Here is a 22,607-nt window from a genome sequence, read left to right as displayed (position 1 = left end):
ATGGCCGACACCGCGCTCCAACTGGGTATCGTCGGCGCGTACATGGTCGTCGCGCTCGCGGTCGGTGTGGTCGCGTATCGGCTGACCGACCGGACCGCCGAGGACTACTACCTCGCGAGTCGGACGCTCGGGACGGTCGTCCTGCTGTTCACGACGTTTGCGACGCTGCTGTCTGCCTTCACGTTCTTCGGCGGCCCGAACCTCGCGTTCAGCGCCGGCCCCGAGTGGATTCTCGTGATGGGGCTGATGGACGGTATCATCTTTGCTGTCCTCTGGTACGTGCTGGGGTACAAGCAGTGGCTGGTCGGCAAGCGCCACGGCTACGTCACGCTGGGCGAGATGCTGGGCGACCGGTTCGGGTCGACGGCGCTACGGGTCGTCGTCGCCGCCGTGAGCCTCTTCTGGCTGTTCCCGTACGTGATGCTCCAGCAGAAAGGGGCCGGCCAGGCCATCGTCGGCCTCACGAACGGCGCAGTTCCGTTCTGGGTCGGGGCCGGCGGTATCACGCTGTTCATGATCGCCTACGTCACGCTCTCGGGGATGCGCGGCGTCGCCTGGACGGACACGCTCCAGGGACTCTTCATGCTCTCGCTCATCTGGGTCGCCGTCGCGTGGGTCCTCTCGGCGGTCGGCGGCGCGGGCGAAGCGACGGCGCTACTGGCGTCCGAAGAGCCCGCTTTCGTCGGCCTCGGCGGCGGCCTCTACACGCCGCAGTACATCATCTCGACCGCGGTCAGCATCGCCTTCGGCGTGACGATGTTCCCGCAGATCAATCAGCGCTTCTTCGCCGCCGGCTCCAAAAAAGTGCTCAAGCGGACGTTCGCGCTCTGGCCGGTGCTGGTCCTCCTCCTGTTCGTCCCGGCGTTCATGCTGGGCGCGTGGGCGGCCGGCCTCGGCATCACGGTTCCGGAGGGCGGCAACGTCATCCCCGCGCTGCTGGGCGAGTACACGCCGACGTGGTTCACCGCGCTGGTCATCGCCGGCGCGATGGCCGCGATGATGTCCTCCAGCGACTCGATGCTGCTGTCGGGGTCGTCGTACCTCACGCGGGACCTCTACCGGCCCCTGACCGGCCGCGGCGACGCCAGCGACCAGCAGACCGACCGCCGCGAGGCGCTCGTCGCCCGCGTCGGCGTCGTCGCCTTCGCCACCCTCTCGTTCGTCGCGAGCCTCTACACGCCGGGAACGCTGGTCCAGATCGGCGACACCGCCTTTAGCGGCTTCGCCCAGCTGACCGTTCCGGTCGCGCTGGCACTGTACTGGCAAGGGACCACGCGCACGGGGATGTACGCCGGCGTGATCGGCAGCCAGGTGTTCTACGGCCTGCACGTCTTCCCTGTCATTGGGACACTAGCGGGGCTGCTCGGCCTCGACGTTGCTCTTCCGGCGACGTACATCGGCTGGACGCCCGGCGTCGTGGGCATCCTCGTCGGTCTCGTTCTGACGGTCGCCGTCTCGCTGGTGACCGCCCCCGGCACGACCGAGAACCGCACGGCCTACGCCGTCTCCGGGGTCGAAAGCGACTGAGACGCGTCGTCTCGCATGCCGCCCTTTCAGCGCGGCAACCACCGGAGGGCCACCGGTGGACATGTAAACCTACAAAAGCATCCAGGCCCATGTACCGATATGGACTCCGACAAAAACGTCGGCGGTCGCGACCGCCTGATCCGAGCGGTGCTTGCAGTCGTCCTGACAATCGTCTCCCTGCGCTGGCTTCGTAGCGGGAAGCGTAAGCGCGGCCTACTGGCCGGTGTCGGCGCGCTCTCCCTGGGATTCAACGCCTCGACGGGCTACTGTGGGTTCAACGACACGCTCGATATCGACACGACGGCCGATGACGACGACGTGTTTGCCCCGAGCGACGCGGACGACGAGCCGACGACCGACGAGTCGGCGGACGTGAGTGTGGACTTTACCTCGTCTGACGACACCGAGGCCTCCACCGTCCACGCCAACGGCAAACTGACCTGCGCCGTCTGTGAGAACCCCATCGTTCCCGGGGAACGCCGCGGACCGAACGACGAGGGCGCTATCGTCCACGAAAGCTGCGAGTAACGCCCTCCGGTGGGGCACACCCGGCGGACCGAGTCTGGTTCTTTTTATAACCGCCGCCCCACCCCTCAGGTATGCAGACCCACATCGTCCCGGTCGGGTTCGACTACGACCGGCTGATCGCGCCGCTCGTGCGCGAGCAACTCGACGTGGACCGCGTCATCCTGCTCGAGGGCGCGGTCGGCAGCGAGGCCAACGTCGAGTACTCGCGCAACCTCGCCGAGAAACTCGAAAAGGACTACCAGAACCTGCTCGGGGCTGAGACCGAGCGGTTCGTCGTCGCCGACGTGTACGATTACGACGAGGCCTTCGAGCAGGCCTTCGAGCTCATCAACGCCGAACTCGACGCGGGCAGCGAGGTGTGGGTCAACGTCTCCGCGATGCCCCGGACCGTCTCCTTTGCCTTTGCGACCGCGGCCCACTCGATCATGGTCGAACGCGAGGGCGACCGGGACCGCATCCACACCTACTACACGGTTCCCGAGAAGTACCTCGAAACCGAACTCGCGGAGGAACTGCGCAGGCAGATCGACATGCTGGAGGACATGCGTACTGGCGAAGAAGTCGACGAGCGCGTCGACGAGCGGCTCGAAACCGCCCGGGACCTGCTGGCGGAGTTCGACGAGCGCGGGACGACCATCGGCGCGAAGGAGATCGACGGCTCCCACATCGTCGAACTCCCGGTCGCCTCCTTCTCGAACGTCAAGCCCTTCGAGGAGGTCATCCTCTTCACCCTGGGCGAACACGGCGAGTTCGAGTCCGTCTCCGAACTGGCCCAGCAGCTGGCCCGGGACATGGGCGAGGAGTACACCGACTCGTTCCGCTCGAAGGTCATCTACAACGTCGACCGGCTCGGCCCCGGCGGGAAGGGGTACATCGAGCAGGAGGAACACGGGAAATCCTACCGGACGACCCTCTCCCGCATCGGACAGCTGTGGGTTCGTGCCCACAGCGCCGAGGACCGCGAGCACCGCGAACCGGACCTGCCGTAGCGCGTGGGACGGTGCCACCGACGGTCGGCGAAAACCGAAGTCGTTAATCCTGCCGTTGGCAGACTACTACACAGATGGTGCGTCGACTCTCCCGAACGCTGGTTCTCGCCCCCGTCGGTGTAGGGGCCCCCACGCCCCACACCACCCCTACCCCTCGACGCACGCACCGCTGATGACCGCGCGACACCCCGACGCGATCCGGGCGCGACGCCCACAGTTTGAATATGAGTGACACACAGGACCCACCGCAGGACGAATCGACCGCAGACGAATCGGAGAACGCCCTCGACGGGGAGTACGACCCCCGCGAGGTAGAGCCGGAGTGGCAGGACCGCTGGGTCGCGGACAAGACCTACGCCTACGACGGGGACGCCGACACCCGCTTTACCATCGACACGCCGCCGCCGACGGTGTCGGGCAACCTCCACATGGGCCACCTCTACCAGTTCACGCTGCAGGACTTCGTCGCCCGCTACCACCGTATGGCCGACGACACGGTGTATTTCCCCTTCGGCTACGACGACAACGGTATCGCCTCGGAGCGCCTCACCGAGCGCGAACTCGGTATCCGCCACCAGGATTTCTCCCGGCGGGAGTTCCAGGAAAAATGTCGTACAGTCTGTACCGAGTACGAGGACGAGTTCACCGAGGACGTCCAGTCGCTCGCGATCTCGATCGACTGGGACAATACCTACAAGACCATCGCGCCGGACGTCCAGCGGGTCTCACAGTTGTCCTTCCTCGACCTCTACGAGCAGGGCCGGGAGTACCGCCAGCGCGCGCCGACCATCTGGTGTCCGGACTGCGAAACCGCGATTTCGCAGGTCGAGCAGGAGGACAAGGACAAGCACACGAAGTTCAACGACATCGCCTTCGACCTCGTCGAGACGGGTGAGGGAGCGGCCGACGAAGGCGCGACGTTCACCATCTCGACGACCCGACCCGAACTGCTGCCGGCGTGTGTCGCCGTCTTCGTCCACCCCGACGACGACGAGAACCAGCACCTCGTCGGCGGCTCCGCGCGGGTACCGATCTTCGAGCAGGAGGTCCCCATCATCGCAGACGAGCGCGTCGACATGGAGACCGGCAGCGGTATCGTCATGTGCTGTACGTTCGGCGACCAGAACGACATCGAGTGGTACCAGGCCCACGACCTGCCGCTCCGGCTCGCTATCGACGAGTCCGCGACGATGACCGACCTCGCCGGCGACTACGAGGGGATGCACACCACCGAGGCCCGCGAGGCAATCATCGAGGACCTCGACGAGGAAGGGTCGTTGCTGGAGAGCCGCGACCACGACCACACCGTGCAAGTTCACGAGCGCTGTGAGGAAGAAGTCGAGTACCTCGTCACCGAGCAGTGGTACATCGAGCTGCTGGACAAGAAGGAGGAGTACATCGAGGCCGGGCGCGAGATGGAGTGGTACCCCGAGAAGATGTTCACCCGCTACGAGCACTGGATCGAGGGGCTGGAGTGGGACTGGTGTATCTCCCGCCAGCGCGATTCGGGCATCCCGATTCCGGTGTGGTACTGCGACGACTGCGGCGAGCCGGTGCTGGCCGAGCCCGAGCAGTGTCCGGTCGACCCGCTGGCCGACGACCCGCCGGTCGACGGCTGTCCGGACTGTGGCCACGACACGTTCACGCCCGAGGAGGACGTCTTCGACACGTGGGCGACCTCGTCGCTGACGCCGCTCGTGAATGCCGGGTGGGACTGGGACAGCGATGCCGAGGAGTTTGCGTGGGACAACCCCGAACTGTACCCCTTCGACCTGCGCCCGCAGGGCCACGACATCATCTCCTTCTGGCTGTTCCACACCGTCGTCAAGTGCTACGAGCACACCGGCGAGGTGCCCTTCGAGAACGTGATGATAAACGGGATGGTGTTAGACGAGAACCGCGAGGCGATGTCCAAGTCCAAGGGCAACGTCATCCCGCCCAGCGAGGTGCTCGAAGAGTTCCCAGTCGACGCCACGCGCTACTGGGCCGCCGGCACCTCAATTGGCGACGACTTCCCGTACAAGGAAGGCGATCTGGAGGCCGGCGAACGGCTGCTCCAGAAGCTCTGGAACGCCTCGCGGCTGGTCGACCAGCTCACGCCCGGGGAGCAGCCTGACGAGCCAGCGGAGTTGGCGGCGGTCGACGAGTGGTTGCTGGCCGAACTGGACGCGACCGTCGAATCGGTCACGGCGAAGTTCGAGGACTACGAGTTCTCGAAGGCCCGGAACGAACTCCGCTCGTTCTTCTGGAACACGTTCTGTGACGACTACCTCGAAATCGCCAAGCAGCGACTCAGCGACGGTGGCGATGCCTCGACGGAGTTCACGCTTCTGCAGGCGCATCGGACCTTCCTCCAGCTGTTCGCGCCGTTCCTCCCGCACATCACGGAGGAGCTGTGGGAGCGGTGCTACAGCGAGGATAGCTCCATCCACACGACGGACTGGCCGACCGCGGGCGGATACGACGCCGACCTCGAAGCGGGCGAGACGGCGATGGAGGTCGTCTCCGCGCTCCGACGGTACAAGACCGAGAACGGCCTGCCGCTGAACGCCGACCTCGACCACGTCGAGGTGTTCGGCCACATCGCCGGCTTCGAGGACGCCGTCGCAGAGGCGATGCACGTCGCCCAGCTGGACACCTACGACGAGGCCCCGGACATCACAACCGAGGTCAGCGGCATCGACCTCGACTACTCCATCGTCGGTCCCGAGTTCGGCAGCGAAGTCGGCGCTATCGACGCCGCTATCGAAGAGGGCGACTACGAGATCGACGGCGACACGCTACGGGTCGCCGGCGTCGAACTCGGCGACGAGATGTTCACCGTCGAGGAGTCCCGGACCTACTCCGGCGAGGGCGAGATGACCGAAACCGAAAGCGCCGTCGTCGTCGTTCGGTAAGCTCGCCGCGTTTGTCCGACATCCGGCAGTCCTATCGGGTCGCACCCATCGCCGCGACCAGTAGCATCAAGACCTGCGGGGCCGGTGGTTTGAACCATGCGAACGGAGGAGGCCATTCGGGACCGTATCGAGGCGCTGCAAGCGGAGTACGACAAACACGACCCGCCGTCGACCGAGATGGAAGACGAAGCCGAGGTCGCCATCTTGCGCGCTATCGAGGAATTGGAGTGGGTCCTCAAAGAGCGCGAGGCCGAGGACGGATTCACGACCTGAACGCGAACGGTGGAGTAACCGAGTTCGGGGTTCACGCTTGCCGCTTCACTTTCTCTATGCGCGTGGCCAGTGCGAGAAACGTCGCCATGAGCGTCAACACGACCGCCCAGCCCGCCGCGAGGTCGTGGGCCAGCACCGTGTGGTCGAACCCGCCGGCGACAATCGGTTCGGCCCGCAGCCAGGTGTGGTGTGGCCCGTCGAGAACCGGGACGAAGTAGTCTACCACGTCGTTGAAGCCGTACCAACCGACGGCGACAGCGACGGACGCGACCGAAAAGCTCGCGTAGCGGTGGATGAGAAACGCCTCCAGCGCCATCGCGAGGTGGCTCAGGACCAGGAACCAGTAGAGCCACAGCGGTATCCCGCCGGGGCCGTTGAGGACGAGCTGGACGTACGGCGTCCACAGGCCGAGCTTGATGCAGCCGAAGAAGCCGAGCATGTGGAGCCACTCGGCGTTCCAGTCGAGCCGCCAGGCCACCAGCGAGAGCCCGATGAACATCGTCGCGACGGGCGAGTCCGGAATCAACGGGTAGGCGGCAAGCGGGGCCGCGCCAAGCTGGCCCTCTACGAGCGGCGGGGCAGCGTTCAGCGGCCGGCCGGCGTAGTACCAGAAGCCGAACAGCGTCCCGACCAGATTGACGAGCGCGATGGGCCAGGCCAGTCGGAGCCCGACGTTCTCAAGCCACTCGGGCAGCGGTGCGACGTAGCGTGGCAGCCCCTCGGCGTCGGGGAGCCGCCGGCCGAACACCCGTGCGACAGCCGCGTCGATGCGCCCGCCGACGCCCTCGTCAGTAGCCATGTCGATGGCGTGGGGCGACGCGATGAAAACGGTAGTGGTTACGGGCGCTACAGGGCGGTTCTGTCCCCCGAAAGGACACGCGTTAAGTGAATCCAGCACTAAGTCTGGACAATGACTGAAGAGACCGACCTAGAGGACCTCCGCCGCGGGACTGACCTCGTCAAGCGCGGCTTCGCGAAGATGCAGAAGGGCGGCGTCATCATGGACGTCGTCACCCGCGAGCAGGCCCGCATCGCCGAGGACGCCGGCGCGGTCGCCGTGATGCACCTGGAGTCGGTGCCGGCCGACATCCGCAAGCGGGGCGGTGTCGCCCGCATGGCCGACCCCGGTAAGCTCGAAGAGATCATCGAGGAAGTGTCGATCCCGGTGATGGGGAAGGCCCGCATCGGCCACACCGCCGAGGCCCAGATTCTGGAAGCCGCCGGCGCGGACATGGTCGACGAAAGCGAGGTCCTGACCCAGGCAGACGACCGCTACCACATCGACAAGCGCGAGTTCACCGCGCCATTCGTCTGCGGGGCGCGGAACCTGGCCGAGGCCCTGCGCCGTATCGACGAGGGCGCGGCGATGATTCGGACGAAAGGCGAAGCGGGCACTGGCGACGTGAACCAGGCCGTCACCCACCAGCGGAACATCCAGCGCTCCATCGGGATGCTCGAAGGGATGGCTTACGAAGAGCGCGACGAGTGGGCCCGCGAGCACGGCGCACCCCGGCGGCTCGTCCACGAGACGGCGGACCGCGGTCGACTCCCGGTCGTCAACTTCGCGGCCGGCGGCATCGCGACGCCCGCCGACGCCGCGCTCATGATGCAACACGGTTGTGACGGTATCTTCGTCGGCTCGGGCATCTTCGGCGCGGAGAACCCCCAGGCGATGGGCGAATCCATCGTCGCAGCGGTCAACAACTACGACGACCCCGAACAGCTCAAAGAGATCGCGAAGAACCCCGGCAAAGGCATGAAGGGGCAGGCCAACGCGGACTTAGACGAGGAAGAGCAGCTGCAGGGCCGCGGCGTCTAACCGGGACCGCGACCAGTCGTTTTTTCGCTTCGCTGTCAGGTACCGTACAGCCGCGCAAAGACGAAGACACAAGTTCCTACGGCGGCGATAGGTGGCTGTGCAGGGGACGGCCACGCCCACGCCAGCGGCCAACGACACCGGTGAGGGACTTTTGGAACTCTTTACTGCGTTACAGCGGTCGCTCGAACAACTGGCCGCGGCGCAGGGGCGACTCGTCGCGACACTCGTCCTGCTTGTCGTGCTCCTTCTCAGCGTCGTCGTGATTCCGGCGGCGCTCTCCCGGCTCCGGGCCGCCACGTCGAGCCGAACCGGCGACTGGCTGCAGGTCATGGCCGACTACACGCCGACGACGATACGGGGCGTGTTCCTCCGGATCGCCCAGTTCTCGATGGTCGTCCTCGTCGTCATCTCGTTTCTCATCGTCTGGGGGGTGGTCGATATCGTCCAGACGGTCGGCCCGTACCTCGACGGGAGCGATCAGTCGGTGCTGGCGACGATACAGACGGTCGTTCTCGTTATGCTGGCGTTCGTCCTGTCCGACCAGATGCAGCGGTGGATCGGCCGGTTCAGCCAGGCCGTCACCGGTTTCACCGAACACCAGGAGGAGATCCTCCTTCGACTTGGCCAGGTCACCGTATTCGTCACTATCGGCGCGACGATCTTCGCCGTCTGGGGCATCGACCTCAGCGGCCTGCTCGTCGGGGCTGGGTTTCTCGGTATCGTCGTCGGTCTGGCCGCCCGACAGACGCTCGGGTCGCTCATCGCCGGCTTCGTGTTGATGTTCTCCCGGCCGTTCACCATCGGCGACTGGGTGCTCATCGGCGAGGAGGAGGGCATCGTGACTGACATCACCATCTTCAACACGCGCCTGGAGAACTTCGACGGCGAGTTCGTCATCATTCCCAACGACAGCGTGAGCGACCGGGCAGTGACCAACCGTAGCCGGAAGGGACTGTTGCGGCTCACCGTCGACGTCGGCGTGGACTACGACGCCGACCTGGAACGAGCGATGGAACTCGCCCGCGAGGCAATGACCGACATCGAACACGTCGTCGATTCGCCGACACCGGACGTCGTCCCGAAGGACTTCGGGGACTCCGCCGTGGTGATGGAACTCCGGTTCTGGATCGACCACCCGACGCCGCCACGGAAGTGGCGCGCCGTCTCGGCGGTCGTCCGGGGCGTGAAAGCCACCTTCGACGAGGAGGACATCTCGATCCCGTTCCCCCAGCGGACCCTCTCGAATCGGGTGGACGCGGCGGACGAACAGCCGCCGGAACACGTGGAGATGCGCCCGGACGGCGACGGCTGACCTACAGATCGAGGCCGTCGAGCAGGAGGCCCAGTCCGAGGAGCCAGCAGCCAACCGCCGTTGCGAGCGTGCTGACGTGGAACAGCCAGGCCAGCCCCCACCCCGTGGTCAGTGGCCCGCTCATCGCGGCGGCCGCGACGTCAATCGCGGCCAGCAACGAACCGGCATCGAGGGCCAGCCCGGCGAACGCGCCGACGGCGACCGGCAGCGTCACGGCGACCAGCGCTGCACCGACACGTTCGGCCAGCGCGGCGACTGCGGCCGGGTCGAGCGGTCCGCCGACAATCGCCGTCGGCTGTCGCTGTGACATGCTATTACATAACATGTTCGTCTGACATAAAAATGCGTTCCTCGACGGAGACTATGATACGTGTTTGGAGTGCGTAGACGTTCCGAGAATCCGACGAAACAGTCGCTTCCAGCGCTGAGGGCGTGCTTCTCCGGGTGCGCTGAACGACAGCGGCTCCGCGGCGGAGCGGTCGCCGGTCGAAACTACTATCCCCAACGGCACGAACGGAGTGGTATGAGCACTCCGCCGGGGGAGTATTACACCGAAGAACGCTGGCAGAACTGGCTAGACCGCATCGAGGAAGAAGACGTCGACCCTGAAGACGAGGATTCGGCGCGGCTCCTGTTGAACCTACAAGACGACGCCGCGATCGCGGTCGCGAAGATCCTCACGGACTACGAGGACGGGCCGCTCGACGAAGAGGCGACGCTCGACGAGCTTACCGGCGTCCGGGAGATCGTTCTCGACGACATCGATATCGACGACGAGGAGACCGTAATGCTGATTGACGGCGTCCAGACCTCGCTGCTGTGCGTGTTCTACGCCGCAGAGGAGTTCGTCGCTCAGGGTGCCGCGGACGACGCGACCATCGTGGACTACATCGAGGCCGCCGCGGACGCGGAGGCCGACGAGGACCTCGACGCGGCGCTGGGCTACTGTGTCCAGGCCGGCACGCAGATCATCGGCGGGTCGGAGCTCCCGATGGAGGTCGCTGAGGACCTCGAATACGGGCTCGTCTCCGAGTGGGTCAACGGACTCGACAGTCTCCAGACGGCGATGAGCGACCCCGAAGTCGTCGAAGAAGACGAGAGTTGATAATTCGGCAGTCAGGTTTTTACCGCCGTCTCCGCAACTCATCGCCATGACTTTCACGGGCGATGAGCGCGCGCAGTCAGTCCAGATCGGGGCTGTACTGCTGTTCGGCGTGCTGATCATCGCCTTCTCCTCGTACCAGGCGTTTGCCGTGCCGGAGCAAAACCGGGAAGTGGAGTTCAACCACAACCAGCAGGTCCAGACGCAGCTGCAGGACTTGCGCAACGCCATCGTCTCTGTCCCGGGACAGCCCAGTCAGCAAGCCGTCTCGATCCAGTTGGGGACGCGGTACCCGAGTCGGCTGGTGGCGACGAATCCCGGGCCGCCGTCGGGGCTGCTGTACACGGATGGGACTACCAACGAGTCGCGGAACCTGACGGTTCGCAACGCCGAAGCGATCACTCCCGAGACGGCGGATTACTGGACCGGAACCGCACCGCGGCACTACAACACGGGCGCTATCGCCTACAAGCCGGAGTACAACGTCTACGGTGGAGCCCCGGAGACCGTCTACGAGCACTCGGTGGTCTACAACCAGTTCCGTGAAGCGAACGTCACACGCTCGGAGCAGGCGATGGTTGACGGCCGTGACATCACGCTCGTCGCGCTCAACGGGTCGGTGAGTCGTTCGGCGAGCGATTCGGTTACGGTCGACGTGCAACCGAAGTCCCAGTCGTCCCGAACGGTCCGCGTGACGAACGCGACAGCCACGTCGAACGTCTCAGTGTCGTTTCTCTCCCGGCTCCCGGCGTCAGAGTGGGAGACACTTCTCGACGAGGAAATCGACCCGAATCCAGGCGACGAGTCCAACGAGAAGTACGTCGCGAGCGTTACCGAAACCGAGGGACCGGGCTCGCTCAACAGGGTTACAATCGTCTTCGAGCGCGGGGCTACGTACCGCCTAAAAATGGCGAAAGCGGGCGTCGGAACACGCGTTACCGACGAGAGCGAAGCGTATCTCACGACTGTCGACAGTGACAGTATCAGCGTTTCAAGGGGCTCCAGCGAGGAAATCGTCCTGGAGGTCCGGGACGCGTACAACAACCCAGTAAGCGACGTTGATGTCAACGGGTCGGTTGAGGGGAGCAACACCGGGTCACTAACGACGGACACGGAGCCCTCCGATAGCGACGGTCGCGTCGAGTTCGTCTACGAGGCAAGCCAATCGACGGCGACCGGAACACACAGCATTCAGTTCAGTCTCGATGAGATCAACGGTTCGTTCGACGGCGAGACCCCCGAAGACGTCTCAGTGCCGGTTACCGTAACCGAGGCGAGCCAGGGATCTGGTGGCGGGTCCGGCAGCAGTGGGCTCATTTACAACGAGGACGCAGTTGCTGTAAATAAAGATGGTGTCGCCGACAGTGGCGTCCGATTTACTGTCACCAACGAGTTAGGCGAGGACATCATCATGACGACTGTTGCGATAGACCCCGTCAACGACGAGATAGACTATCTCAGTGATACCGTCAGCAACTACTACTCGCCGGCCCCTCAACGGAACGAGCTGTACATCGAAGCGGATACTGACGGCTACACCGACTTCGGGGGAGGTGCGAACATCCCACGAACAGTAGATATCGACGCTGACGGTGACCTGAACGGCCCGAACCCGGAACTATTCGATACATCGATCGCGACGTTCCACTTGTTCGAGTTTGAACGGTCTGGAAGCCGTACAGACATGAACGGCGAGAGTGTCACGATAACGGTGACCTATGAGCGGTCCAACGGCGACACCGGCTCAAAGATGTTCACCGTCACCCCTGATGGCGCAAACACGAACGAGCAACCGAACGCCGACTTCATCATAACCTCCAATGGACCGGAATCGAACGGCAAGTGGGACTTCGATGCCAGCCCGTCCAGTGACCCGCAAGGAGACATCGTGGCGTACGAGTGGGATCTCAACGGAAACGGTATCTTTGATGATGCAACCGGCCAGACGGTACAGAACAGAAAGGTTGACTCCGGCACAATGGTGGCGCTCCGTGTCGTAGACTCGGAAGGGAACGCCGACACCATCCGCAAAGAGGTTCCGTAGCGTCCACTTTGTACGGTATCAGCAGAGATTCACCGTAATGTAGACGACGCCGTCGGCGGTCGCCGCACCGACGCCGATGTGGTTCGCGTTCGCCAGATACAGCGTATCGCGGGGCCCGGAGAGGTCGAACCAGTGGTCGGCCACGGCATTGGCCGTCCGGGTGGCGTTCGCGCCGTTGGGGTCGACGCTCGTGACCAGTTCGAGGTCGGTCACCGGCCGGAAGTACGCGTTGCCCTCGTGGCGGAGGCGACACTGCTCGGACAGCCCGGCGGCCGCGTAGCGGTCCGTCGTGTCTGACCCGTTCGCAATCGGGGAGGCCGACCCCTGTGCGGCCATTCGCTCGCTGTGGGTGCCGGCCATGGCTGACAGTTTCTGTCCGGTTTTCGTCTCGTTCGAGAGCGAGCCGTCGAAGGCGTCGTTGGCGACCGGGTTGCCGCGTCGGTCGTTGATCGCCGCCACAAGCCGGGCTTCAAGGCGGGCCGTATCGATAGCTGTCGCCGGGTCAGCCGGCGTGGTCTGTGTTGCCTCCGGCGTCGCGATGGCTTTCGCTGGCTCCGTTTCGTCGGTGGTACTATCCGCAGCATCCGGCGTCGTCGGCGATACACTCTCAGCGCCTGGTGTCGCTGCCGGCGACGCGTCCGTGGTCGCCGCCGGCGTTGACTCGGTCGCGGAGGCTCCAAGCGTCTCCTGGACCGCCGCTCCGGAGAGTGCCGAGACACTGACCGCCGCCAGAACCACCAGTCCGACTGTGATGACCGACCTGTTCATGTGAAGTGTCCATGTGCCGTTCCGAGATATGATACCTGGATAACAGTTTCTCTCGGAACTGGCTCGAACGGCGTAGAATCGGCTCTCTCTCCACAAATATGTTTGGACAGAATCGGCGCTCCGATTACCAGCGGCGAAAACCTGCCCGTAAACATCTTTACTGTGGATGAGTGTGCTGAGGTATGGGTGACCTGTCGCGGCGCGGCTTCGGGGTCTCGGTGCTCGTCGCGCTCTCTGCCGGCTGTCTCGGGAACCGACCTGAACGGGAGTCCGAGACGACGCCCGTCCCGGAACCGACAGCGTCACAGCGGCCCGCCACAGCTGACGGTGTCAGCACCGCTTCGACGCCGGCAGCGGACAGCGCTGCCGCTCCGGCGAACACTCCGACGACACAGCGCGCCGAGGCAGCACAGACGAACAGCTCCGGGGAAACCTCGGCACGCCTCCAGGTCGAAACTGAGACAGCGACGCCGACGCCCGAGCCGAACCGGCGGTCGGTCGATACGACGTTCCGATTGGAAGAAAACGAGTACGAGGATTACACGATAGAGGCGACCGGCCAGACGACGCTTACCTACGACCTCATCGTTCGCCGTGGCCCGGCCGTCGATGTCATTCTGTTCACCGAAGAAGAGTACCGTGCGTTCCAGAGCCGCCACCGCGCCCGGCACGCCGGGGAAGTGTCGCGGTTCCACGAGACGAACATTCGCGACAACCGGATCACTATTGCGCCGGGGACGTACCGACTCGTAGTCAACAACACGGACTGGGGACGTGCTGTCCCGTCACCGGATGAACCGTACGATGCTATCGAGGGCGAGTGCATGGTCGATTTCTCGTTCAGTACGGCGCCGACAACCAGCGAATAGCTGTCTCACAAAATGCCCGCGTCCCGTCGGCACAGTACTAGTCAATCGTCGAAAGACCAGTCGACAAACCCATATACATCCGTGCTGACGTTAGACCCATGACTGCAGTCGGTATCGACGCCATGGAGATCTGGACCGGGAAGCTCAAACTCGACCTCGCGGAGACGTTCGCGCCGGCCCAGGGGGACGATCCGGGCAAGTACACGAAGGGGCTCGGCCTGCGCGCGTCGTCGTTCCCGGACGTGTACGAGGACATCGTCACGATGGGGGCAAACGCCGCCCACCGGCTGATGGAGCGCAAGGGGCTGACGCCCGAGGACATCGGCCGCATCGACGTGGCGACCGAGAGCGCCTTCGACAACTCAAAGCCCGTCTCGACGTACATCGCGGGCTGTCTCGAACAGGTGTACGACGAGAACTTCCACCACGCCAACAAGGGCGAGCGGAAGTTCGCCTGTATCTCCGGCACCCAGAGCCTCGACGACGCGTACAACTGGATCCGCGCCGGGCGAAACCGCGGTCGAGCGGCGCTGGTCATCGCAACCGACACCGCGCTGTACGCCCGCGACGACCCCGGCGAGGCGACACAGGGCGCCGGGGCGGTGGCGATGCTCGTCGACGAGGACCCGAACCTGGTCGAACTCTCGACCGAGCAGGGGTACGGCAGCGCCGACGAGACTGACTTCCTCAAGCCCAATCAGCAGTTCCCGTCCGTCGACGGGAAGCGCTCGGTGAACGTCTACCTCGCTCGCATGCGCGAAGCGCTGGAAGACTTCGCCGAGGTGGCCGGCGACATCCACCCGGGCGACTACGAGATGATTCCGTTCCACACGCCGTTCCCGGGGATGGTCCGGAAGGCCGCCGCGCTTGGCTACCGTCACATCATCCGCGGCACCGACGTGGGCGACCTGATGGCCGAGGAAATCGGCCACCAGCCCATGCGCTCGGACTTCGAGACCGACGACGAGTTCCACGCAGCCATCAAGGAGTACACGGACGCACTTACCGAAACCGAACGCTACCAGGACTGGTACGCCAGCGCCATCGAACCGACGCTGGAAATCTCTCGCGAGGTCGGCAACTGGTACACCGGCTCCGTCCACATCGCACGCGCCGCCGGGCTGAAACACGCCCGCGAGAACGGTCTGGATCTGGACGAGGCCCGATTGTTAGTTGCCTCCTACGGTTCCGGCGCGCAGGCAGAGGTCCACGCAGAGACTATCGTGCCCGGCTGGGAGGAGGAGATCGCGGCACTGGACATCGACGAACAGATCCGGAACCGCTACGACCTCTCTTTCGAGGAGTACGAACAGGTTCACGACGTGCACAACCATGAGACGGAGACCGACGTCGAGGAGTTCACCGCCCCCGAGGCGGAGTTCGCCTTCGACGGCTGGGGCCGGATGGGTGAGCGGAAGTATCGGTACGTGGAGTAAGCGAGGACTCGACCGGGGGAGAGTCCTCGAACAGCGAACGGGGAACGCAGTGACCCGTGAGCAGCGCGGGGCGCGAACGTGGTGAGCGGCCCTCGAACCGAAGCGGCGACCGCAGGGAGCCGTGGAGAATAGCGAGAGCCCGAGCGAAGCGAGGGGTCTCGTACACGACGAGCGGCGCAGCCGCGAGAATAGCGAGGTCCGGAACGAGCAACGCGAGTGGGAACCTCGAACCGAAGCGGCGACCGCAGGGAGCCGTAGAGGAGTAGCGAGGGGCGCGAACGAAGCGAGGGCTCTCGAACCGAAGCGGCGGGCGCGTTACTTTTGATACAGGCGTCAATACGACCGTGCACTCGACAGTCAGGGAAGACTCCGAAGCCCGCCCAGCAGGTCCTCCAGGTCGATATCGGTAATCGCCAGCGAGAAGTCGTCGATACGGGCGAGGTCCTGGGCGTGCTCCCAGACGGCCTCGTCGTCGAGTCCGTGGAGGATGACAGCGTTAGGTGTCGGCGAGACGACCCGGAGCGCGACCAACGGCGACTCCCCGCGGGTCACGTTGGTGAACACGAGCGCGCGGTTGGTCGATTGGCCGTATAGCTGGTAGAACTCGTCCGAGGAGAGGCGCGTGATGGCGGCGATGGAGTTGATGACGGTGTGGCCCGCTACGGTGTCCTGGCTGCCGCGGAACAGTTCCTCGGCATCGATGGCGTCGTAGACGCGCTCGACGCCGACGTTGGCCGAGTACTCCCGGAGGTCGTGGACAACGTCGCTGTCGAACCCGGCCGAGAGGACGCGGGCGTGCTGGCGGATGTGGTCGCCGCCGCGGTCCTCGTCGATGTCGAGCAAGGCGACGACGAGTCGCCTGACGACGCCGATACCGGGGTTGTCACGCCGGCCGCTCTCGTAATCCGAGACCACGGACGGGGAGACGTCGAGTTCGTCCGCGAGTTCGGTCTGTGCGACATCGAAGTCAGTGCGCCACTTCCGCAGGGTCGCCCCTGGCTCGTCGCTCAGTGCCACCTCACCCGCCATTTTTTCCGCGAGATCGTCGCGTGCGCCCCCTGTCATTAGTTCACACGCTGGAGGGTCGCGAATAAAAGGGTATCGGAACCACAGGCGCTTACCGGCGAGCGGTCAGTTCGACCGCAGCAAGGACGCCGTTCGAGGGGGTGTGAACGACGCGTACCTCGATGCTATCGCCCGGTTCGACGGTGCCGCCGCCGGCGTTGAGCTGGAAGGTGATAGCTCGACCCGCAGACCACCGCTGGCCGCCGTTGGCGATGATACCGCCGACACAGTAGTCATAGACGACGTTGTCCGGATCGTCGGTATTGCTCGCCGACAGAGCCGTCCCGGAAACTGGCAGATCGACGAGGCGGGCATCGGTGTCAGGGAGGTCGACAGCGATCGCCAGTTCGTCGGCCGGCACCGGGTCACCGCCAGCGTGTCGAATCCGGACCGTGTTGTCGCCGCATCCCCCGGAGGGACCAGTCACGAAATCGCCTGTCGAGCGGGCGACGGTTGGCGTCGGTTCGTGTCTCTCGGTGGCAGCCCCTATCACGATGCTGCCGACGACGGCGGCAAGGAAGACGGTGACGGCGAGCATGAGTACCACACCGATAACTGGGGAGACGCCGCGGCGGTCGCCACTGAAGACTGGAGGAGCCACTGCTGTCTCGCTCTATGTTCCGCCTTCTGTCAAAAACCTCAGCAGCCCCCGGCCGTTACGAGTTCCCGAGTTTGGTTGCCACTGCAGCCCCAACGGTTCCGAAAATAGCCGGGTAGACGATGCCGGCGAGGACAACTGCCGTCAGCAGCGTCGGCGCACCCTGTCCCGACTCACCGGCGCTGACAGTAAACAGCACCGCCCCGAGCGCCGCAAGCGGGAGGTAGCCCAGGACGACAGCGGGACCGACACGGACCGCGCGGCTGATATCGGTCGTCCCGTCGATACGAGCCGTCGCGATTCCTGCGGCCGTCAGCACTGCCGGTGGGAGCAGGTACAAGACCGGCGACAGCGACTCGTTCTCGGCGATGAAGTTGACCGCTGACGTACCACCGAGGAAGGGGATGTTGACGGTAATCGTCGTCGTCACGAACTGGGCGTTGAAAAACACCCAGCCGACGATTTTCCAGGCCGCTCGGTCGTCGCCGAACGACTCGGCGATGTTCGTCAGCAGGGCGTCCTGCACGGTGGAGATGCTCAGAGCGTAGACGAGGACGTACGTCAGAACGAACGCCGCGACACCGGCGAGGGCACCGACGGCGTAGCTCTGACGGGCTGTGTCACTCATGACGGTTAGCCCGCGGCCAGTAACGGGGATATGTCTTCTGGCTGTCGCAGGGGTATCACCAGATATTGACGACAGTAGCGGCGGAGACTTCGGGATGAGGATGGGTTTTACACCATTATAGGGGAATTTTCTTTGGTATACCCACCGTCAGTTGATATATGTCCGAAACGACGCTCGACGACCGTGGTCGCTTGACGCTCCCGAAAGAGTTGCGCGAGCGCTACGGCGACCGCTACCACATCGTCGATCTCCACGATGGGATCAAACTGGTTCCAGTTGCGGCGGACCCGCTTGCTGCCCTCCGAGACGAGTTCGGGAATAGTGAAAAGACAGCAGACGAACTCCGTGCGGAAGGTCGAGACGCGGCACTCGACGAGGCCGGTCGCTGAATGTACGTCGAGACTGATTTCCTGCTCGCGCTTATCAAGGACGAGGACTGGTTAGGCGATGCCGCCGAGGCGGTGTACCGAGACCACCGAGACGAACTCTGGACATCACAGTTCACGCTCATCGAACTCCTCATGGTGGCCTATCGTGAGGAGCGCGATACCGAGCGGGTCGTCACGAACGCTGCGGCGCTGGTGGAGGTGCGCGGCGACGTCGACACAGTGGTAGCAGCGGCGACGTACGTCGAGGACCACGGCTTCACACCCTTCGACGCGCTCCATCTCGTGGAATCCGACGGCGATACAACCGTCTCCAGCGACGAGACGTACGAGTCTGTTTCGCCGCATCTCGACCTGAAGACCGTGGACGAGGAATAGCGCTCCGCAATCCCTAAACGCTGGTCGCGCCAACCACGAGCCAATGGATTGGACGGAGAAGTACCGCCCGACGACGCTGTCGGAGGTGCGGGGCAACGACAAGGCCCGCGACGCACTCAAGGAGTGGGCGGAGACGTGGGACGACCACCGCGAGGCGGTCATCCTCCACGGGTCCCCAGGCATCGGGAAGACCTCGGCTGCCCACGCGCTGGCAAACGACATGGGCTGGCCGACCATCGAACTCAACGCCAGCGACTCCCGGACGAAAGACGTCATCAACCGGGTGGCCGGCGAGGCCGCCAAGTCCGGGACCCTGACCGCCGGCGGTGGCGGCCGCCGACTCGTCATCATGGACGAGGCGGACAACATCCACGGCAACGCCGACCGGGGCGGGGCGCGGGCCATCACCGCCCTCGTGAAGGAGGCCAGCCAGCCGATGATTCTCATCGCCAACGAGTACTACGAGATGTCGAACGGCCTGCGGAACAACTGCCAGGACATCGAGTTCCGGGACGTCTCGCCCCGCTCCATCGTCCCCGTCCTCCGCGACCTCTGTCGCCAAGAGGGCGTCGAGTACGAGTCCGACGCGCTGCAGGAACTCGCCGAACAGAACAGCGGCGACCTCCGCGGTGCGGTCAAGGACCTCCAGGCCATCGCCGAGACGACGGAGCGGCTGACCGCCGACGACGTCGTGACCGGCGAGCGCGACACGACCGAGGGCATCTTCGAGTACCTCGACGTGGTACTCAAGGAAGCCGGCGCGCAGGAGGCCCTGGAGGCCAGCTACGACGTGGACGAGACGCCGGACGACCTCATCAACTGGATCGAGGACAACATGCCCAAGGATTACGAGGGGACCGAACTGGTGCGTGCCTACGAGTTCCTTTCAAACGCTGACCAGTGGCTCGGCCGCGTGCGAGAGACCCAGAACTACTCCTTCTGGCGCTACGCCGGCGACAACATGACCGCCGGCGTCGCTGCTGCGCGGGACGGGACCAAGGGCGGCTGGACCCGCTATGGCCCGCCGAGCTACTGGTCGAAGCTCGGGCGGTCCAAGGGGACTCGAAACACCCGGGACTACGTCGCCCAGCAGATCGCCGCAATCGACGGCGTCTCGATGCGGACCGCCCGCCGGGAGATCATGCCGTTCCTCTCGACGATGACTCACCACTGCCGGAACCGCGAGCTAACGGTCGCGATGGCAGCGACCTACGACCTGGAGGCCGAGCACGTTTCCTTCGTCACCGGATCGGGCAAGGACACGAACAAGGTCCAGGACATCGTCGCCGACGCCGAGGCACTCAAGGAGGAAGCCGCCGTCGAACACTCCGGTGGGGCGTTCGAGGGGGCAAGTGTCGAAGGCGGTGACGGCGCGGCTGGGGCAGACGGCGGTGCCGACAGCGAGGCTGGTGGCGACGCTGGCGACGAGAGCGGCGAGCAGCAGGTGACCCTGGCGGCCGACGACGGTGCTGAATCCGACGCCGCCGGTGACGGCACCACTACCGACGACGGGACGGCATCAGCGAGCGAGGCGGCCGAGGACGACGACCAGCAGTCCGGCCTCTCGGATTTCATGTAGTCACCGGCCGGTCGTGCCGAGGCCGGGAATCGCGACCCGGCTTTCGACGTACTCCATCAGGAGCGACGCCGAGATGACCAGCGCCAGGTACAGCAGGCCGGCGAGGACGAACAGCTCCGTGTAGCGGTAGGTCTCGCTGGCGATGGCGTCGGTCCGCTCGAACAGCTCGCGGACAGTGATGAAACTCGCCAGCGACGAGTACTTGATGAGATACACCAGCTCGTTCGACCAGCCCGGAATCGCGTAGCGCAGGCCCTGGGGCAGGACGACGTGGCGGATGCCATCGACCTTCGAGAGGCCGATGGCCCGCGCGGCGGTGAGTTGCCCCTCCGGGACGGAGTTCAGCGCCGACCGGATGTACTCAGACTGGTAGGCCGCGCTGTTGAGCGTGAACGCGATGACAGCCACCCAGAACGCCTGAGCGGGGATGAATCCAGACCCGACGGTAGGCAGTTCACGGATGTACTGCGTCAGCGGCGTCGCGAAGTAGAGGACGAACAGCTGGGCCAAAAGCGGCGTTCCACGGAACAGTTCGGTGTATCCCAGTGCGACCGAGCGGGTGGCACCCCCGCCGTACACGCGGGCCACGCTGAGCGGGACGGCGATAACGAACCCGAACGCGATGCCCAGCACCGTCAGCAGTATCGTCGCCCACACGCCGGTCGCCAGCACCGGAAGGGAGGGAATCGACGCCGCCAGGAACTCGAAGAAGCCGGCGACCCAGCCGACGGGGAACCCGACCGGACCGAGACTCGCCGCGAGACTGCCAAGCGCCGCTGCGGCTGCCTCGAACGGTGCCGTCGGGAAAAACGACGTGCCGCGCTCGATGAGCGCACCGTCAAGCAGGAAGTCGTTCGTCCACCGTACGACGAGCCACGTCCAGAAGGCGGCGACAGTAAGCAGCGTCACCGGCTGGTCGGTCAGCCCGGCAGCGCGGGCCCGGATTGTCCGTCCGGCAGTCGTTGACTCCGGCGTCCCCATCGGTCACTCCCCCTCGTGAGTCAGACGGCTGAGGAACTCGCCGGTGCGAGCCGCCTGCGGGTTCTCGAACAGCTGTTCCGGCGGGCCGTGCTCGACGATGCGCCCGTCGTCGAGGAAGATGATATCCGACGCGGCCGACTGTGCGAACCCCATCTCGTGGCTGACGACGAGCATCGTGATGCCCTCGGCTGCGAGATCGCGCATCACCTCGACGACTTCGCCGACGAGTTCGGGGTCGAGCGCGCTGGTCGGCTCGTCGAACAGCAGGAGCTTCGGGTCCATCGCGAGCGCGCGGGCGATGCCGACCCGCTGCTTCTGGCCGCCGGAGAGTTCGGCCGGGTAGGAGTCGGCCTGGTCCGACAGTCCGACCTGTTCGAGGTGTTCATAGCCTCTCTCCCGAGCCGCTGCTTTGTCCATCCCGCGGACTTTCCGCAGGCCGAGCGTGACGTTCCCGAGCGCCGTGAGATGGGCGAAGAGGTTGAAGTCCTGAAACACCATGCCGACCTGCTTGCGGAGTTCGTTCACGTCGGTGTCGGCGTCGGTGACGCAGTCGCCGTCGAGGTAGATGTCGCCGCCGTCGATCTCGGTGAGGCGGTTGACACAGCGCAGCATCGTCGACTTTCCGGAGCCGCTGGGACCGATGACCACGTCGACGTCGCCGGCATCCATCTCGAAGCTGACGCCGGAGAGCACCTGTTCCTCGCCGTAGGACTTGTACACGTCGTCGAGTTCGAGCAGCGGGTCACTCACGCTCGCTCACCTCCAGGGATGCTGAAGCGGTCGTCGAGGCGGTCGAGCGAGCGGTTCGTCACGAACGTGAGGACGAAGTAAATGAGGCTCACAGTCAGGAAAATCTCCAGCGCGGCGGTGCTCTGACCGCCCTGGTAGAGGTTCTGGCCGACAGTCAGGAGTTCACCGAGGCCGATGACGATGGCGATGCTCGTATCTTTCAGGACGATGGTGAACTCGTTTTGGAAGCCGGGAACGCTCCGGCGGAGCGCCTGCGGGACAACCACGTGTCGGATCGCCTGGAGCCGTCCCATGCCGACGGCGCGAGCGGCCTCCAGTTGCCCCTCGTCGACGCTCTGGAGCGCGCCGCGGAAGATCTGTGACTGGTAGGCGGCGCTCCGGAGTCCCAGTGCGATAGTCGCGGTCACGAAGGCGCTACTCGACACTGAGAGCCCGAAGAACAGCAGGATGATGATGACCAACAGCGGCGTTCCGCGGAGCACGACGCCGGCCGTCTCGACGGCGCGTTTGAGCGGGCCGCGGCCGTACACCTCGACGGCTCCCGCCGGGAACCCGAGCAGGAAACCCAACAGGATGCTCGCCACTGTCAGGCCGACCGTGACACCCGTGCCGGCAAGCAGCAGGTCGAGGTTCCCGACGACGAACGCCCAGTCACTCTGCAGCGGGAGGGGTGGCATC

The 22,607-nt window shown here is 64.9% G+C and carries 23 protein-coding genes; 14 read left to right on the top strand and 9 right to left on the bottom strand.

The window, feature by feature from the left end; translation table 11 throughout:
- The 5 genes from ACY9XZ_RS17435 (at window position 1) to ACY9XZ_RS17415 (ending at window position 6,214) form a co-directional block, all read left to right on the top strand.
- Window positions 1–1,527 (top strand): sodium:solute symporter family protein, encoded by a 1,527-nt coding sequence (locus ACY9XZ_RS17435; RefSeq protein WP_463458300.1) that lies wholly within the window; start codon window positions 1–3, stop codon window positions 1,525–1,527.
- Window positions 1,528–1,626: 99 nt separating this feature from the next.
- Window positions 1,627–2,055, top strand: a complete 429-nt coding sequence (locus ACY9XZ_RS17430; RefSeq protein WP_463458299.1) for a YgaP family membrane protein — start codon at window positions 1,627–1,629, stop codon at window positions 2,053–2,055.
- Window positions 2,056–2,126: 71 nt separating this feature from the next.
- Complete coding sequence (locus tag ACY9XZ_RS17425; protein ID WP_463458298.1) at window positions 2,127–3,044, top strand: HFX_2341 family transcriptional regulator; 918 nt, start codon at window positions 2,127–2,129, stop codon at window positions 3,042–3,044.
- A 224-nt stretch (window positions 3,045–3,268) separates the two neighbouring features.
- A complete protein-coding gene (locus tag ACY9XZ_RS17420) occupies window positions 3,269–5,941 on the top strand; it encodes a valine--tRNA ligase (protein ID WP_463458297.1) in 2,673 nt (890 codons plus the stop codon).
- A 96-nt stretch (window positions 5,942–6,037) separates the two neighbouring features.
- Window positions 6,038–6,214, top strand: a complete 177-nt coding sequence (locus tag ACY9XZ_RS17415; protein WP_463458296.1) for a hypothetical protein — start codon at window positions 6,038–6,040, stop codon at window positions 6,212–6,214.
- A gap of 31 nt (window positions 6,215–6,245) precedes the next feature.
- Here the strand turns inward: ACY9XZ_RS17415 and ACY9XZ_RS17410 are convergent, their stop codons facing one another.
- Window positions 6,246–7,013: a DUF1405 domain-containing protein gene (locus ACY9XZ_RS17410; protein ID WP_463458295.1), complete on the bottom strand. Its 768-nt coding sequence runs from the start codon at window positions 7,011–7,013 to the stop codon at window positions 6,246–6,248.
- 111 nt (window positions 7,014–7,124) lie between these two features.
- Between ACY9XZ_RS17410 and pdxS the strand changes: the two genes are divergently transcribed.
- On the top strand, window positions 7,125–8,033 hold the full coding sequence (pdxS, locus tag ACY9XZ_RS17405) for a pyridoxal 5'-phosphate synthase lyase subunit PdxS (RefSeq protein WP_463458294.1): 909 nt from the start codon (window positions 7,125–7,127) through the stop codon (window positions 8,031–8,033).
- A 91-nt stretch (window positions 8,034–8,124) separates the two neighbouring features.
- On the top strand, window positions 8,125–9,345 hold the full coding sequence (locus tag ACY9XZ_RS17400) for a mechanosensitive ion channel family protein (protein ID WP_463458293.1): 1,221 nt from the start codon (window positions 8,125–8,127) through the stop codon (window positions 9,343–9,345).
- A 1-nt stretch (window position 9,346) separates the two neighbouring features.
- Here ACY9XZ_RS17400 and ACY9XZ_RS17395 read toward each other — a convergent pair whose 3' ends face one another.
- On the bottom strand, window positions 9,347–9,655 hold the full coding sequence (locus ACY9XZ_RS17395) for a hypothetical protein (protein WP_463458292.1): 309 nt from the start codon (window positions 9,653–9,655) through the stop codon (window positions 9,347–9,349).
- Between the two features lie 213 nt (window positions 9,656–9,868).
- Here ACY9XZ_RS17395 and ACY9XZ_RS17390 point away from each other — a divergent pair, with 213 nt between their 5' ends.
- Window positions 9,869–10,450: a DUF2150 family protein gene (locus ACY9XZ_RS17390; RefSeq protein ID WP_463458291.1), complete on the top strand. Its 582-nt coding sequence runs from the start codon at window positions 9,869–9,871 to the stop codon at window positions 10,448–10,450.
- A 46-nt stretch (window positions 10,451–10,496) separates the two neighbouring features.
- Window positions 10,497–12,491 (top strand): COG1361 family protein, encoded by a 1,995-nt coding sequence (locus ACY9XZ_RS17385; RefSeq protein ID WP_463458290.1) that lies wholly within the window; start codon window positions 10,497–10,499, stop codon window positions 12,489–12,491.
- Window positions 12,492–12,509: 18 nt separating this feature from the next.
- Here ACY9XZ_RS17385 and ACY9XZ_RS17380 read toward each other — a convergent pair whose 3' ends face one another.
- A complete protein-coding gene (locus ACY9XZ_RS17380; protein WP_463458289.1) occupies window positions 12,510–13,259 on the bottom strand; it encodes a CAP domain-containing protein in 750 nt (249 codons plus the stop codon).
- A gap of 182 nt (window positions 13,260–13,441) precedes the next feature.
- On the opposite strand from ACY9XZ_RS17380, the gene ACY9XZ_RS17375 reads away from it, so the two are divergent.
- Together ACY9XZ_RS17375 and hmgB are read left to right on the top strand one after the other, a co-directional pair.
- The gene (locus tag ACY9XZ_RS17375) at window positions 13,442–14,128 is read left to right on the top strand and encodes a hypothetical protein (RefSeq protein ID WP_463458288.1); all 687 of its coding nucleotides are present in this window, start codon (window positions 13,442–13,444) and stop codon (window positions 14,126–14,128) included.
- Between the two features lie 98 nt (window positions 14,129–14,226).
- On the top strand, window positions 14,227–15,564 hold the full coding sequence (gene hmgB, locus ACY9XZ_RS17370) for a hydroxymethylglutaryl-CoA synthase (protein ID WP_463458287.1): 1,338 nt from the start codon (window positions 14,227–14,229) through the stop codon (window positions 15,562–15,564).
- 357 nt (window positions 15,565–15,921) lie between these two features.
- On the opposite strand, the gene ACY9XZ_RS17365 is transcribed toward hmgB, so the two are convergent.
- Genes ACY9XZ_RS17365 through ACY9XZ_RS17355 form a run of 3 tightly spaced genes read right to left on the bottom strand, consistent with a single transcriptional unit; the run spans window position 15,922 to window position 17,855 of the window.
- Window positions 15,922–16,629, bottom strand: coding sequence for a helix-turn-helix domain-containing protein (locus tag ACY9XZ_RS17365; protein WP_463458286.1), 708 nt, complete (start codon window positions 16,627–16,629; stop codon window positions 15,922–15,924).
- Window positions 16,630–16,681: 52 nt separating this feature from the next.
- A complete protein-coding gene (locus ACY9XZ_RS17360; protein WP_463458285.1) occupies window positions 16,682–17,230 on the bottom strand; it encodes a type IV pilin domain-containing protein in 549 nt (182 codons plus the stop codon).
- A 55-nt stretch (window positions 17,231–17,285) separates the two neighbouring features.
- Complete coding sequence (locus tag ACY9XZ_RS17355) at window positions 17,286–17,855, bottom strand: hypothetical protein (protein ID WP_463458284.1); 570 nt, start codon at window positions 17,853–17,855, stop codon at window positions 17,286–17,288.
- 158 nt (window positions 17,856–18,013) lie between these two features.
- Here ACY9XZ_RS17355 and ACY9XZ_RS17350 point away from each other — a divergent pair, with 158 nt between their 5' ends.
- From ACY9XZ_RS17350 to ACY9XZ_RS17340, 3 genes are read left to right on the top strand one after another with little or no spacing between them, the layout of a single operon-like run.
- On the top strand, window positions 18,014–18,244 hold the full coding sequence (locus ACY9XZ_RS17350) for an AbrB/MazE/SpoVT family DNA-binding domain-containing protein (protein ID WP_463458283.1): 231 nt from the start codon (window positions 18,014–18,016) through the stop codon (window positions 18,242–18,244).
- A complete protein-coding gene (locus tag ACY9XZ_RS17345; protein ID WP_463458282.1) occupies window positions 18,245–18,619 on the top strand; it encodes a PIN domain-containing protein in 375 nt (124 codons plus the stop codon).
- A gap of 43 nt (window positions 18,620–18,662) precedes the next feature.
- Window positions 18,663–20,198: a replication factor C large subunit gene (locus ACY9XZ_RS17340; protein ID WP_463458281.1), complete on the top strand. Its 1,536-nt coding sequence runs from the start codon at window positions 18,663–18,665 to the stop codon at window positions 20,196–20,198.
- Here the strand turns inward: ACY9XZ_RS17340 and ACY9XZ_RS17335 are convergent, their stop codons facing one another.
- The 3 genes from ACY9XZ_RS17335 to ACY9XZ_RS17325 are packed head-to-tail and all read right to left on the bottom strand — an operon-like array spanning window position 20,199 to window position 22,606.
- Window positions 20,199–21,179 carry an amino acid ABC transporter permease gene (locus ACY9XZ_RS17335; protein ID WP_463458280.1) on the bottom strand — a complete coding sequence of 327 codons (981 nt, stop codon included), beginning with the start codon at window positions 21,177–21,179 and terminating at the stop codon, window positions 20,199–20,201.
- Window positions 21,180–21,182: 3 nt separating this feature from the next.
- Window positions 21,183–21,929 (bottom strand): amino acid ABC transporter ATP-binding protein, encoded by a 747-nt coding sequence (locus tag ACY9XZ_RS17330; protein ID WP_463458279.1) that lies wholly within the window; start codon window positions 21,927–21,929, stop codon window positions 21,183–21,185.
- On the bottom strand, window positions 21,926–22,606 hold the full coding sequence (locus tag ACY9XZ_RS17325) for an amino acid ABC transporter permease (RefSeq protein WP_463458278.1): 681 nt from the start codon (window positions 22,604–22,606) through the stop codon (window positions 21,926–21,928). The genes ACY9XZ_RS17330 and ACY9XZ_RS17325 overlap by 4 nt, the downstream gene beginning before the upstream one ends.
- Between the last annotated feature and the right edge of the window lies 1 nt (window position 22,607).

It is taken from the genome of Haloarcula sp. HT12, assembly GCF_055271655.1.
Note: the sequence above shows the minus strand (reverse complement) of the source record. Positions and strands in the feature narration are given on the sequence as shown.

Excerpts from the sequence above, each read along its gene's own strand:
- ACY9XZ_RS17435 (WP_463458300.1), top strand. The coding sequence starts at position 1 with ATGGCCGACACCGCGCTCCAACTGGGTATCGTCGGCGCGTACATGGTC.
- ACY9XZ_RS17430 (WP_463458299.1), top strand. The coding sequence starts at position 1,627 with ATGGACTCCGACAAAAACGTCGGCGGTCGCGACCGCCTGATCCGAGCG.
- ACY9XZ_RS17425 (WP_463458298.1), top strand. The coding sequence starts at position 2,127 with ATGCAGACCCACATCGTCCCGGTCGGGTTCGACTACGACCGGCTGATC.
- ACY9XZ_RS17420 (WP_463458297.1), top strand. The coding sequence starts at position 3,269 with ATGAGTGACACACAGGACCCACCGCAGGACGAATCGACCGCAGACGAA.
- ACY9XZ_RS17415 (WP_463458296.1), top strand. The coding sequence starts at position 6,038 with ATGCGAACGGAGGAGGCCATTCGGGACCGTATCGAGGCGCTGCAAGCG.
- ACY9XZ_RS17410 (WP_463458295.1), bottom strand. The coding sequence starts at position 7,013 with ATGGCTACTGACGAGGGCGTCGGCGGGCGCATCGACGCGGCTGTCGCA.
- pdxS (WP_463458294.1), top strand. The coding sequence starts at position 7,125 with ATGACTGAAGAGACCGACCTAGAGGACCTCCGCCGCGGGACTGACCTC.
- ACY9XZ_RS17395 (WP_463458292.1), bottom strand. The coding sequence starts at position 9,655 with ATGTCACAGCGACAGCCGACGGCGATTGTCGGCGGACCGCTCGACCCG.
- ACY9XZ_RS17390 (WP_463458291.1), top strand. The coding sequence starts at position 9,869 with ATGAGCACTCCGCCGGGGGAGTATTACACCGAAGAACGCTGGCAGAAC.
- ACY9XZ_RS17385 (WP_463458290.1), top strand. The coding sequence starts at position 10,497 with ATGACTTTCACGGGCGATGAGCGCGCGCAGTCAGTCCAGATCGGGGCT.
- ACY9XZ_RS17380 (WP_463458289.1), bottom strand. The coding sequence starts at position 13,259 with ATGAACAGGTCGGTCATCACAGTCGGACTGGTGGTTCTGGCGGCGGTC.
- ACY9XZ_RS17375 (WP_463458288.1), top strand. The coding sequence starts at position 13,442 with ATGGGTGACCTGTCGCGGCGCGGCTTCGGGGTCTCGGTGCTCGTCGCG.
- hmgB (WP_463458287.1), top strand. The coding sequence starts at position 14,227 with ATGACTGCAGTCGGTATCGACGCCATGGAGATCTGGACCGGGAAGCTC.
- ACY9XZ_RS17365 (WP_463458286.1), bottom strand. The coding sequence starts at position 16,629 with ATGACAGGGGGCGCACGCGACGATCTCGCGGAAAAAATGGCGGGTGAG.
- ACY9XZ_RS17355 (WP_463458284.1), bottom strand. The coding sequence starts at position 17,855 with ATGAGTGACACAGCCCGTCAGAGCTACGCCGTCGGTGCCCTCGCCGGT.
- ACY9XZ_RS17350 (WP_463458283.1), top strand. The coding sequence starts at position 18,014 with ATGTCCGAAACGACGCTCGACGACCGTGGTCGCTTGACGCTCCCGAAA.
- ACY9XZ_RS17345 (WP_463458282.1), top strand. The coding sequence starts at position 18,245 with ATGTACGTCGAGACTGATTTCCTGCTCGCGCTTATCAAGGACGAGGAC.
- ACY9XZ_RS17340 (WP_463458281.1), top strand. The coding sequence starts at position 18,663 with ATGGATTGGACGGAGAAGTACCGCCCGACGACGCTGTCGGAGGTGCGG.
- ACY9XZ_RS17335 (WP_463458280.1), bottom strand. The coding sequence starts at position 21,179 with ATGGGGACGCCGGAGTCAACGACTGCCGGACGGACAATCCGGGCCCGC.
- ACY9XZ_RS17325 (WP_463458278.1), bottom strand. The coding sequence starts at position 22,606 with ATGCCACCCCTCCCGCTGCAGAGTGACTGGGCGTTCGTCGTCGGGAAC.